Source organism: Pontibacter pudoricolor (assembly GCF_010092985.1).
Taxonomy (GTDB): Bacteria; Bacteroidota; Bacteroidia; order Cytophagales; family Hymenobacteraceae; genus Pontibacter; species Pontibacter pudoricolor.
The window spans coordinates 596,953-609,357 of the sequence record NZ_CP048106.1 but is presented as its reverse complement, the minus strand read 5'-3'; the positions used below and the strand labels follow the sequence as shown (position 1 = coordinate 609,357).

11 protein-coding genes and 1 pseudogene are annotated in these 12,405 nt (G+C 44.2%); 3 read left to right on the top strand and 9 right to left on the bottom strand.

Going from position 1 to position 12,405, the window contains the following annotated elements; genetic code table 11:
- Positions 1 to 80 precede the first annotated feature (80 nt).
- From GSQ66_RS02600 to GSQ66_RS02590, 3 genes and pseudogenes are all read left to right on the top strand, one after another.
- Positions 81 to 305, top strand: coding sequence for a hypothetical protein (locus GSQ66_RS02600; protein ID WP_162426031.1), 225 nt, complete (start codon positions 81 to 83; stop codon positions 303 to 305).
- Between the two features lie 59 nt (positions 306 to 364).
- A pseudogene (locus GSQ66_RS02595) lies at positions 365 to 819 on the top strand (cold-shock protein).
- 388 nt (positions 820 to 1,207) lie between these two features.
- Positions 1,208 to 2,179, top strand: coding sequence for an ABC transporter ATP-binding protein (locus GSQ66_RS02590; RefSeq protein WP_162426030.1), 972 nt, complete (start codon positions 1,208 to 1,210; stop codon positions 2,177 to 2,179).
- 199 nt (positions 2,180 to 2,378) lie between these two features.
- Here the strand turns inward: GSQ66_RS02590 and GSQ66_RS02585 are convergent, their stop codons facing one another.
- The 9 genes from GSQ66_RS02585 to GSQ66_RS02550 form a co-directional block, all read right to left on the bottom strand.
- Positions 2,379 to 2,792 (bottom strand): DUF4625 domain-containing protein, encoded by a 414-nt coding sequence (locus tag GSQ66_RS02585; RefSeq protein WP_162426029.1) that lies wholly within the window; start codon positions 2,790 to 2,792, stop codon positions 2,379 to 2,381.
- Between the two features lie 811 nt (positions 2,793 to 3,603).
- Positions 3,604 to 3,708 (bottom strand): GIY-YIG nuclease family protein, encoded by a 105-nt coding sequence (locus GSQ66_RS19190; RefSeq protein WP_394351425.1) that lies wholly within the window; start codon positions 3,706 to 3,708, stop codon positions 3,604 to 3,606.
- Between the two features lie 303 nt (positions 3,709 to 4,011).
- Complete coding sequence (hrpB, locus tag GSQ66_RS02580; protein ID WP_162426028.1) at positions 4,012 to 6,456, bottom strand: ATP-dependent helicase HrpB; 2,445 nt, start codon at positions 6,454 to 6,456, stop codon at positions 4,012 to 4,014.
- A gap of 242 nt (positions 6,457 to 6,698) precedes the next feature.
- Complete coding sequence (locus tag GSQ66_RS02575; protein WP_162426027.1) at positions 6,699 to 7,922, bottom strand: IS256 family transposase; 1,224 nt, start codon at positions 7,920 to 7,922, stop codon at positions 6,699 to 6,701.
- A gap of 48 nt (positions 7,923 to 7,970) precedes the next feature.
- Complete coding sequence (locus GSQ66_RS02570; protein WP_162426026.1) at positions 7,971 to 8,891, bottom strand: hypothetical protein; 921 nt, start codon at positions 8,889 to 8,891, stop codon at positions 7,971 to 7,973.
- A complete protein-coding gene (locus GSQ66_RS02565) occupies positions 8,846 to 10,507 on the bottom strand; it encodes a DEAD/DEAH box helicase (RefSeq protein WP_162426025.1) in 1,662 nt (553 codons plus the stop codon). Before GSQ66_RS02565 ends, GSQ66_RS02570 begins: the two co-directional genes overlap by 46 nt.
- Before the next feature lie 72 nt (positions 10,508 to 10,579).
- Complete coding sequence (locus GSQ66_RS02560; RefSeq protein ID WP_162426024.1) at positions 10,580 to 10,963, bottom strand: DEAD/DEAH box helicase family protein; 384 nt, start codon at positions 10,961 to 10,963, stop codon at positions 10,580 to 10,582.
- Positions 10,964 to 11,256: 293 nt separating this feature from the next.
- Positions 11,257 to 11,766, bottom strand: a complete 510-nt coding sequence (locus GSQ66_RS02555) for an SRPBCC family protein (protein WP_162426023.1) — start codon at positions 11,764 to 11,766, stop codon at positions 11,257 to 11,259.
- The gene (locus tag GSQ66_RS02550) at positions 11,763 to 12,083 is read right to left on the bottom strand and encodes an ArsR/SmtB family transcription factor (protein ID WP_162426022.1); all 321 of its coding nucleotides are present in this window, start codon (positions 12,081 to 12,083) and stop codon (positions 11,763 to 11,765) included. The genes GSQ66_RS02555 and GSQ66_RS02550 overlap by 4 nt, the downstream gene beginning before the upstream one ends.
- Positions 12,084 to 12,405: the final 322 nt, after the last annotated feature.

Below are 12,405 nucleotides of genomic sequence, written 5' to 3'. Positions count from 1 at the left end.
TGTTACTTAAGTGCCACGGCACTTCCCTCTTTTCGCGGCCCTGGCTGCTTCATTGTTATCCAACTTAACCCCCCATTATCATGAACAGAAAATACTTAGTTGACACCACCACGCGCGAGTACATATGTGTAGCCCTTAAAAAAGGTCAGGATTGGATACCAAATAACCAGGATTCGTTACCAGGCTTCATGGATTCCCGTACAAACAAAGATGAAGCTGACTATGAACTGGTAACAGGCGAGTTCAGCGACAATAACTTCTTCGAGAAGTGGATACGCAATGGCACCAATTTCCTGGCTAAGTAATCAGCCGGGTTAGCGCCAACGATCACAGGAACAGAATAACAGAAATCAATAATCAAAATATGGGTAGATCACAGGAAACTTTTAGTAAAAAGAAAAAGAAAAAAAGAAGTTAAGAAAGAGACAGGACAAAGAAGCAAAGAAAGAGGATCGTAAGGCCAACTCTAACAAAGGCAAGGACCTGGATGAGATGATGGCTTATGTGGACGAAAATGGCAACATTACAGAAACGCCGCCGGATCCGACCAAGAAAAAGAAGGTAATTAAGCAGGAAGACATCCAGATTGGAGTTTCGAGACAGGCAGAGGCTGACCCGGCTGACCTGATCAGGAAAGGAACAATTACCATGTTTAATACTTCTAAAGGCTACGGTTTTATAAGAGACCACGAAACCCAGGAAAGCATTTTTGTGCACCAGAACGGCCTTGCCAGTGCGATAAAGGAAGGCGATAAAGTTTCTTTTGAAGTAGAGAAAGGTTTGAAAGGCCTGAATGCTGTCAAAGTAAAACTCATATAAGTGATATGGTATTGTGCTAAATGCAGGCTTCCCTAAACTGGAGTCTTATATTGAGCCACACCATCCACTAAAACCAAAGGTATCGGTAAGCATAATCAGTTGTTGTGTTTACCTGTACCTTTTGTTATTTTATTACCTCCCGGCCCGATCTGGCTTTTTTGCAGATAACCACCAAGCTAAATTTTATAGTTACTGAGATATAAAAGACAGGCCTCTCCATACAGGAGCGGCTTTTCTGTTTTAGCGCCCGGGGCTAACTATAGGTTCACGCATACAGGCTATAGTTTACCTGCAGCTTTATACGCTGTTGCAACTATAGCGCTGGGATTGTTTGCCGCTTTAAAGTACTTTTGACATTCAAGTTTAGCATATACAAACCCTGCAGCCCATGGCCTTTTTAGATGTTTCCGGAATTAGTGTGGTAGAAGAAGGCATCGTTATATTAGAAGACATTAACTTCAGTATGGAGGAGCACCGGAAGATCGCCATTTCAGGTGAAACCGGCTCGGGTAAAAGCACGCTGCTGCAAACTATAGCCGGCCTTGTACAGCCAAGTGCCGGACAGGTCATGTTCGAGGGTAAAAAGGTGATCGGACCGCATGATAAGCTGGTGCCCGGCCACCCTGGCATCGCTTACCTGTCGCAGCAGTTCGAGCTGCCCCAATTTTTGCGTGTAGAGCAGGTACTCAGCTATTCCAATTCCTTGTCAGCCGAAGAAGCACGGACACTGTACGAGGTATGCCGCATCAGTCATCTGGCAAAACGAAGAACCAACCAGCTTTCCGGTGGCGAAAGACAGCGCATCGCCCTTGCCCTTCTGCTCAGTTCCTGGCCCAGCCTGCTCCTTCTCGATGAGCCTTTCTCAAACCTCGACATGGGACATAAAAGCATCCTGAAATCTGTTATTCATGACATCAGTGATGAACTTGGAATTACCTTAATCCTCATCTCTCACGACCCGTACGATACACTTTCCTGGGCCGATGAGATACTGGTTATACAGGATGGCAAACTGATACAACAGGGCGATCCGCAACAGATCTATAAACAGCCGGTAGATGAGTACACTGCCTCGCTCTTCGGGAAATATAACGTCATACCTGCCAGCAAATCAGAACTATTCGCTGAAGGCACCAGCAATAAAAGGAAAGGGAAAGATCTGCTCATCCGCCCTGAAAGTGTCACCTTAGCTGCGTCGGGAGGTGTGCCGGGTATAGTTACTGCGGCACAGTACTTTGGCAGCTTTTATGAGCTGGATGTACAGGTTGAGGAAGTAACGCTGCTGGTGAGAACGAACCGGGAGGGGTTAAAAGCGGGCGATGCGGTGCAGGTGAAGCTTAAGAATGTGTGGTGGGTTTAGGTAAGTTAGGGAGTTAGAAAGTTAGAAAGTTAGAGAGTTAGAGAGTTAGAGAGGTAGAAAGTTAGAGAGGTAGAAAGTTAGAGAGGTAGAAAGTTAGAGAGGTAGAGAGGTAGAGAGGTAGAGAGGTAGAGAATGCTTAATTAAAAAGGCCTTGCTCATTGCAAGGCCTTTTTACTACCTGTGTTTTAAGCACTCGTGCTTATTCACTCAAGGTAACCATTACAGACTTAGATGCTTCGTTTCCGGCATCGTCCAGAGCTGTTACAATAACAGTCCAGTCGCCAGGAGCTGCGTTAGCATCTACGTTAATGTCAAGGTCAAAATCTGCATTTCTATCGTCGTTCAGGAAGTCTCTGATAGTCATATCAGTAAGCTCGGTATTTACACCACTTGGGTCTGTAATACTGATCGTAATTTCTTCCAGTCCCTCGTTATCAGTGACATTACCTTCCAGGTTAATTACACCGCCAGCCGTAACTGTAGAACCGGTAGTAGGGGAAGTGATCGTGATTACAGGATCAGTTGTGTCCAGCGTTACTTCATCATCATCGTCATCGCAGGCAACAAACGCAAAAGAAAAAAGGATCAGGAATGCCCAATTAAGTTTTTTCATAGTAATTAGTATTTAGTAAGAAATAGTTCATGCTTCCTTTTACGACAAATGCCATTCGGTCCGCACTTTCATTTAAACTTTAACGGCAGGAGTTGTGCAATGTTGCTTTCAGAGCCATAATGTATCTGTATTTTATTTATATCCCCTAAGATATACTACCTGTTTAGGCCACAGAATTGGTTATAATTTTACAGCAACTTTAGACCACCACGCCTGCCCCTCAGCGCTGCGCTTACTACCTTCAAAATCACTTCCCGGTAGGCGAAAGCGGGAGCTTTTCAGCTGTTGCTATAGTTGGCGTTTTACCCCTTCCCCTAAAAACAGGGGAAGGAGCTTTAGGCTACTTTTACTGTTTCATGTATCGTTCTATAGTTGCCGCTTTTACACCCTTGTAGCCCATTCAAAAGGACAATTAGTGTTGTAGCTATAGTTAAGAAGCTATCGCTCTATAGTTGTTGTTTCAAAACCCCGTTGTGCGTAGCTTACAAGTTCCGGACTCTAGTTCGCACTTATCCTGAAGGGGATAGTTTTTACTTTAGTTATAGTTGGGAGCTATAGATTATAGTTGCTTTTTGCCACCCCTTGTCCTGTTCAAAAGGGGACTGTATTTACCTTATTCCTCCACCGGGTTATTAAGGGATTTAAAAAGCGGATTATATTTTCTTACAAGAGCTTCTTTCTTACTCCTGCTCCAATTCTTTACCTGCTTTTCTCTACCGATAGCCTCATCAGGTGTTGTTTAGTGCTCGTAGTAAATTAAAGTATAGCAGTTGTAGCGACCAGCAAATGTCTTTTTATCTCCGCTATACTGCTAATGTTCATCCAGCCGGCGAGCCAGATCATTGATTACACCAACATAATAAATAGAACGGGTAGTGTTGGAAGTAATGTAAACCAAGTAGTTGCTGTTAAACATGTGTGCTGCAAGTTGTGCAGGCAGAACTATATGCTTAAAGTAGAAATTCCTTTCAGAGTATGTTACTATTCAGAGAGCCGCCTATTATCGTCATTCTGAGCATAGCCGAGGGATCTTATGTGTCTATTTATAGCGCTAAAAATATTTCACACATATACTGCAAAGCAAAGGAGAGCAAAAAAACCCTCAACAACACTGCTGTTTAAGATCCCTCGGCTGCGCCCGGGATAACAAATAGTGGTGGTTCAAATCCCGAATTCACTAAACTCCCTCCCCTGTTTTTAGGGGAGGGTTGGGGTGGGGTTACCTCTCCCACTTCACTTCCGGAAACACCACCTCCAACTGCCGTTTGATCACTCTATAATTCCCTTTCCAGAAACTGCCCAGATCAGACACAGTTGTAATAGGCTTTAGCTCCGGCGACAGCAAAGCCAGCTCCACCGTCATCTCCCCTTCATCTACCGTCGGGCTTTCTTCCCAGTTAAGTATATCCTGCAAACGTATCTCCAGCTTGGGTTGTGCTCCATCGGGTTTATACTCCAGCTCGATCGAAGAACCATCCGGTAAAACTATACTTGCGGGGGCCAGTTCGTCCATTCTTGCCAGTTTATCAGCATCTAAGAACTTCTGAAGTATAGGCAGCAGTTCCAGCTCCATCAGCTCATCCGGGTGCTCGATGTCGAACAGGTAAGACTTTAGCCAATCCCAGTTGGTCATTAGTAGTGTGGAGTTGCTTACGTCGGGCCAGAACTCGGAGGGGCACCATTTACGCAGGCTCATTACGCGATTTTGCCATTGCGTTACCTCGTGGTTGAAGTCCAGCAGGTGCTCGCCTTCGTGTTTGATGGCTTCGGAAATGGCGGGTACGCGGTACTTCTCGTCGGGTGGTGGCAGTGGCTTGCTTTGCAAAACGATGCTTCCGATGCGGGTATCCATAGAGGCCGTAAGTTCCCCGTCGTTCACATCCCAGGTATAAACTTCCTGCTGTTTTACGAGCGGGGCCAGGTCTCTTGGGTTGAGTGGCGAAGCCAGGAAAATGCTGCCGGGGTTATCGCCAGTGCCGGCGTGCAGGTGTGCGATGGCCAGCCAGGGCTCGTGCGCCAGATCGTCGCGGTGACCGGCAGAAGCATACTGGCCGCTTGCCAGCTGGAACTGTGCGTTGTTGCCGGGGCGTGCGTAGGCGATGCGTTCGGGGTAGCAATGTGTCAGCAGCACACCGGTTTCGTACTCATCAAATTTGCCGTTATCTGGCTCAATACTAAACAGCTGGCGGTACGAGCGGGCTACCTTCTCAATCTTACCAAATTTCTTACCCTGCCCCTGCTCTTTTCTATACCTTCTAAGGGCTTCTATTCTTAAGTTAATGTCGATGCCGGCGTTGCGGTCCAGTGGGTCGCGCTCTTCCAGGATGGCGGCAATATCGCTTGCCAGCGCTACCTGGTCGGTTTCTTCGGCTTTGAGCAGCATGTGCGCGATACGTGGGTGGCAAGGCAGCGTATGCATTTTCTTGCCGTGCTCCGTAATGCGGCCATGTTCCAGTGCCTGTAACTGGTGCAGCATTTCGGTGGCCGATTGCAAAGCAGCACGCGGTGGTGGGTTCAGCCAGGTCAGGCCACGGATATCCGTAATGCCCCACTGAGCCATGTCAAGTACCAGCGACGACAGGTCGGCTTCCAGGATTTCGGGGGTGCGGTGCGGGGCCATGCGCTCCTGCGTGGTTTTGCTCCACATGCGGTAGGCTGTACCCGGACCCAAACGACCAGCGCGACCGGCACGCTGGTCGGCGGCGTCTTTGGAGATGCGCACCGTTTCGAGGCGCGACAAACCGGACTTCGGATCGAAGCGGGAGGTTTTGCCGAAGCCCGTATCCACCACCACCGAAATGCCTTCTATAGTTAAGCTGGTCTCGGCTATACTGGTGGCCAGCACCACTTTGCGTTTGCCTTCGCGGTTGGGCATAATGGCGGCGTACTGCTTATTAAAAGGCAGCATACCAAACAGCGGGTGTATCTTAAAATCGCGCAGCTGCCTGCGGAGTAACTCTTCTACTTTCCGGATGTCGTTTTCGCCGGGCAGAAACACGAGTATATCCCCTTCCCGCTCCTGCGCTGCCTGCTGCACAATACGGGCCGTCATTTCGGGCAGCATGCGGTCGTCGGCGTCGCCGGTATAAATGGTGTTGATGGGGTATTGCCGCCCCATACTTTGCGCCACCGGGGCCTTCAGTATACTGGTGAGCTGGGGCATATCCAGGGTGGCCGACATCACCATAATGCGCAGGTCCGGGCGAAGCGTGTGCTGCGCTTCCCGGCTCAGGGCCATGGCTACATCGGCATGGATGCTGCGCTCATGAAACTCATCAAAGATCACGATGCCCACACCCGTAAGCGAGCGGTCGCTATGGATCATGCGGGTAAGGATGCCTTCGGTTACGACCTCGATGCGGGTGCGCTCGGAGATGCGGGTCTCGAAACGGATGCGGTAGCCGACGGTCTGGCCTACCTCCTCGCCCAGCAGTTGCGCCAGGCGCTCGGCAATGGTTTTGGCCGCCAGGCGCCGGGGCTCCAGCATGATGATCTTCTGATCTTTCAGCCATACTTCATCCAGTATAGCCAGCGGCAGCAAGGTGCTTTTACCGGCTCCCGGAGGGGCGTTTACGATCAGGGTGTTCTGCGCCGCCAGGTGCTCCCTAACGGCAGGTATAATTTCCCGAACGGGTAAGTCTATGGTAAATGGGTTGAAGGGCAAGGGGGTAATATTTAAAAGAGTTTAGTTGATATCTAATTATGGAGAGCAGAAAACTTTTAATTTAGCATCAATGCTACCAACATTCTGCATTGTTGCATGTAGAAGAATTGCTGCTTGAACAGCATTATAAGCAGGCTTGGGAGTGTAATTTAAACTGTGTCATTCCTCATTTCAATTTACTGGCCCTTTTGCTGTTCTGGCTGAGTCCTTACGGCAACAGGGCCAAACTATTGAAGTGTGACTCACTTCAAGTCCAGTTGCATCCTCTCGCCAAACCAGATCGATAGCTGCTGGGCCGTCTGGCTCCAGTTTGCCAGTGGCATCACCCACTTTTTGCTGATATGCTGGTGCGAGAGGTAAATCAGCTTCAGCAGAGCCATGTCTGAGGGGAAAGCTCCTTTGGTTTTGGTCACCTTCCTGACCTGGCGGTGAAAACCCTCTATCGTGTTGGTGGTGTAGATCAGGTGGCGAATCGGCTCAGTGTACTTAAAGTACGTTGAGAGCTTCTCCCAGTTTCGCTGCCAGCTCTCGAGCACCTTGGGGTACTTTTTGCCCCACTTCTCTTCCAGCTCCAATAGCCTGAGCTCCGCCAGCTCTTTTGTTTCTGCCCGGTACACGGGCTTTAAGTCCCTGATAAAATCCTTCTGATCCTTAGAGCCCACATATTTGATACTGTTACGGATCTGGTGGACAATACAGCTTTGTACTTCAGCCTGCGGGAAAACACTGCCGATGGCTTCGGCAAAGCCCTTTAGGTTGTCGATGCAGGCAATGAGCATATCCTGTAGGCCCCGCTGTTGCAGGTCAGTGAGCACCGAGAGCCAGAAAGTAGCCCCTTCGCTTTCGGATACATACACGCCCAGCAACTCTTTGTAGCCGTGGCGGTCAATGCCCAGAATGTTGTAGACAGCTTTGGAGATGGTGCGCCCTTCCTGCCTGACCTTGTAGTGCATGGCGTCCAGCCAGACGATGCAGTAGAGCGGATCCAGCGGCCGGGCCTGCCATTCCTTAACCTGGGGAACGATCTTTTCGGTGAGGGCCGCTAAGGTATCGTGGGAGATGTCCATGTCGTACATCTCCTTCAGATGAGCCGAGATGTCCCGAAGGCTCATGCCCAGGCCGTACATGCTTAGAATGCGGGGCTCCAGGTTTTCGGCCAGCACCGTTTCCCGCTTGCGGATAATCTGCGGCTCAAAGCTAGCCGAGCGGTCGCGGGAGGATTCCACTTCAATCACTCCGTCTGTTGTACGCACTTGTTTGCTCACCTTTCCGTTGCGCCGGTTGCCTTGCTTGCGTTGCTCATCTGTCAGATGAAGGTCCATCTCCGCGTCCAAAGCGGCTTCTAAAAAGTGTTTTAACAAGGGGCCAAGTGCGCCATCTTTGCCAAAGGTGGGTTTGCCGCTCCGGAACTCTTCCAGGAACTGGCGCTTGATCTTTTCCAGATCCAGCTCGTTTTTTTCTTCCATGTCAACTGTGTTAAAGGTAATACTCCTAATCCTTTGACACAGTTTATTTTACAGCCTCGCAGGCTTTGTTTTTTTCAACTCCTTCTTAAATTCACTTTTAGAAAAAATATTGCCAGCCATTATCCAAACTTCCTTCTGAGTTAATGGATTACTAATTGCAGCATTGATTTTTTTCCAAGCTTCTGCTTTTTTTGTATTGGCTGGCTTCCTAATTCTCGTTTTATGTGTCGTAGGTTGACTTTTATCCAATTTCCATTTCTTATCCCAATCATTTATTGGGACTGCTACATTAAACATTGACAAGTAATGTATATTCTTGATAGCTTGTCCACATACATCTTGTAATTTGGAAGCAGAAAGTTTTGATGCATGCTTTTTACTTTGACATTTTGCATGAACAAATACTACTCTACTATTACCATTCATATTTTCATTAACAAATATAAAATCAGCTATTTCCTTACCTATATCATCACATACAATTAATGTTGGTTCATCAGGAAATAGAAAATGTTTTTTAAGATCATTATCGTTATGCCCTAAGTTATCAATAAGGTGAAAAAGGCAACCATCCTCCCAATCATTACCTACAAAGCCTGATGATCCTTTCTCTGAGATGTCTCCTTCAAGCTTTTTTGAAGGGAAAAGAATATTACTTATATGTAGTTCCTCCCACTTCAGCTTTTTACCAAGCTCAGTGAAAATAGAGTAAAAACCACCAGAAGCATATACAACCTGACTTTCTTCTGGTATTATTCTTACAGATTGAGTTTTGTTAAGAAAGTCTAATATCCCTTTATAGTTTGATCCTTTCTTCAATTTAACAATATTTGACAAGTCAAAATATTTATCACTTTCACGAGACTCAAAGAGGTATCTTTTCTTTTTATCATCATATCCAATATAAATTCGGATTTCTTTATTTAAGCTTTTTGCAACTGAATTGATGCTTTGATCTTCAAAAACCAAATCAAAAAATAATTGTTACGCTCATTTTGAACATCCAAACATAAATCCGAAAATGTTACACTTTCTCCTGGTATAAGTAGCTGAATCCCATTCTCAGTTATTTCGGCTGTTTCAATTTCATCTTCTATATCAGATAGATCAAGCAATATATTTTTTGGTGACTTATTAATCGTATTAATATCATCAATGTTAAGAGCATACCTATTAAATAAAGGTAAAGCAACCGATGTTCCCTCCAATGCTTGTTTTAACATCTCTAGCCAAAGGAAATAATCTAACAAGGTAACGTATGAGTCATATTGTGAAACTTTACCCTTATCGAATCCTAAATACCTCCTGCTTTTCTTTTTAGCGTCTAACTCATTAACTATAGTCCCAGCAGCATTAGATATAACTTGGGAATCATCATCTAAAAATGGTGTAGTGTTAGCTATGGATACAGCTGCTATCATTTTAGATCTAAGTGCATTTAAACCTAAAGCACTATTCTTCATTGACACGCGCGTAACTACTGCCTTATTGAAGTCACTTAACAATTTCTTCAAAAGGTTACTTGGAATAGCTGGCCCTGTTCCTAGATCTGAATCATTCAAAGGTAAACTTCCTTCGCTGTCGAAGAAACACAAGTACCCTGAAAGGTCTTTGATTACTATAATAGAATTTTTAACGTTTAAAGAATATTTATCAGTTAAAAACTCTGAATTGCTTATTGACAGGCAGTAAAATACTGCTTCGCCTTTATCCTTCTTGAATTTTTTATAAAAAATAAAATCTTTTTGCCTAAGCCTCGCTCCTAATCTAGTTATGAAAGTATTTAGATTAAAATCTTGGCCTTTCTGTATAAAGCTAGTCCTAAGTGGTAGACGCAGATCTAATGAAGGTGTAAAATTATCTTCTGTTAATTTTTCTCTAAATTTCTTTTGAATGTACTCATATTTTAATTGTTGTTGCTTAGTATGATCTAAGTATCTATCGGCTATAGACTTAAGTTTGAAATTAGCCGAATCCTTATCAAATTGCAGGTACTTTTTCCAAATTTGACTATAAGATTTATTACTGCTATCAATGATATAAGCAGTACTGCTTTTGAATTCTGGATTGCGTATTATCCTACCAATTTGCTGTATTAGTTGCCTATCATTACCTAAGGCGCTATGAAATGCAAGAAATCTAAAAGAACTATCATCAATTCCTTCTGTTAACTTAAATTGATGTACCCATACTTTAGCGTCATTTTGTTCTGGTACCTTAGAAAAAAATTTTTCTTTTAGTGTTTCCTTCTTAAAATTTTCATGTATACCTATACATGAAACACTTCTACTAATAAATAATCGAGTTAAATATTTTATACTTTCAGCATTATCACATCTAACTATGATTCTATAATCTGAATTAGCGAGCTTACCAAATATTTTCTCAAACTCATCAATTACATGTGTAACAAACTCTTGATCACTACTCAATGGCTTAGTCGGTAAGAATTTTACAGACCTTAGTATATTTTTTTTAACAGCATCAGTATAATTCAACTTATAAAAGTACTTCTCATCTATATTAAACCCTTTGTAATCATTCCTATAAGGTGTAGCAGTAAAAAGAATTAACTTACTAGCCAAAGATCTGATTGACAAACTCCAAGATAATGCTGGCTCATAATGCCCCTCATCAATAATAACTAAATCTATATTTTATTCTAGTTGTTCAAATTTATCTGGAGCAAAGTTTCTTAATCTATCTACTTTCTGTATTGTATCTATAAAAATAGTCTTTACACTAAAGTCAATATTATGAGTAAGTACAGATACTTTCTTGTTGCTTGGATTTACTTTTATTTTGGCTAAGAACTTTTCTTTAACTTCTTTAAATAGTTGATCCTTAATTGCAACTCTAGGTGATAATATAAGGACGTTATTATCTGTTAAAAAATGACTCGCCCAGGCTATAACACCTGTTTTACCACTCCCAGTAGGCATTTGAATTAACGCAGATTTTCTTGAGTTCGATTTCAAATAGTCCTTTATTAAGTCTAAAGCCTCTTTTTGATGCTTATGTAAACCAAGTTTTTTAGCCATTAGTCTAGAAAAAAAGAATGAGTTATATTCTTAGTTGAATAAAAGCATAAATATATACTTAATATAATATTTCTCAATAAACATGATTCCCCCGCTGGCGCGAGCTTGTAGCTCGTGCCTTTTCCTTCCTCGCAGCAATTCATCCAAAAATTGTAACAGTACGAGCAATAAGCTCACACTAGCAGATGATGAATAAGCACTATAAACTATAAAAGCGAGGCTCTAAGGTTATACACCAGCCCCGCTTTTATTTATGCTATTAAATATGATATCTTTTCTGCAGCTTACAGACTTTAGGCCTCCTGTTTCTGAGCAGCCAATAATTCATCAAGGCCTTCCATTGCCATGGTCAGGCCTTCTTTAAAGCCCATCTGGATGGTGGTCTCGAGCTGTGTCAGGTCATCAAACGTGATCAGGTTCTCTACTAAGGTAACTTCCTCTTTGGGTGTAAAGCTTACCTCCCACTTCGATTGCGGCATTTCTGTATTTACCACTCCTTCGGCATCTGCAAAACCATCCAGCGCGGTATAGCGCTTTTTAGGATCAATGGTCTTGTAATTAGTTAATCCCCAATGCTCTTCCCCTTCGGGGCCAACCATGGCATAGTGCCAGTGGCCACCTTCTCTGAAGTCCATCGATTTGGTGCGCGATTTCCATGGTTTAGGCGCCCACCACTGGTCCAGTATCTCGCTTTTGGTGTAAGCATCCCACACAAGCGGGAGCTCTGCTGCAAACTCTCTTTTAACGGTGATCGTATTGTTTTCCTTGTTCACGGAGAACTCAAATGCAAGGTCGTGTTTCATGGCTTATTTTGTTTTATGTTAGAAAATATAGTGTCGAGTTGGTTAAAACGGTCTTCCCAGATCTTCCGAAACTGTTCCAGCCATTTGTCTATTTCTTTCATTTTAGCAACTTCAAGCTGATAGTAAATTTCGCGCCCCTGCTGTTCCTGTTTCACAAGCTCGCACTCTACCAATATCTGTAAGTGCTTTGAAACAGCCTGCCTGCTGGTGTCAAAATGTTCGGCTATGGCATTCGGCGTCATGGCCTGCAAAGCAATCAATGCAATAATGGCTCTTCGGGTGGGGTCTGCAATCGCCTGGAAAACGTCTCTTCTCATTTCTGAATCAAAATATGCAACCGTTTGTTTGCTAATATACGTGCAACTATTCGGTTGCGATTATTATTTTTTATTTATTTTTTGTAAGGCACTGAAATAGCCATAGTTGAGGTGTAGGTATTAAGTAGTTGCCTCCGCTGGCACGTGCTTGCAACTCGTGTCTTTTTCTTTTCTCTAAGTTATAAATTCAACTAAAGTAACAGTACGAGCTACAAGCTCGCACTAGCGTAATACTTTCTCCGCTGGCGCGAGCTTGCAGCTCGTGCTTTTTTAAGTCCACACAACTATTCTTCAGCAAACGTGACAGTGCGAGCTGCAAGCC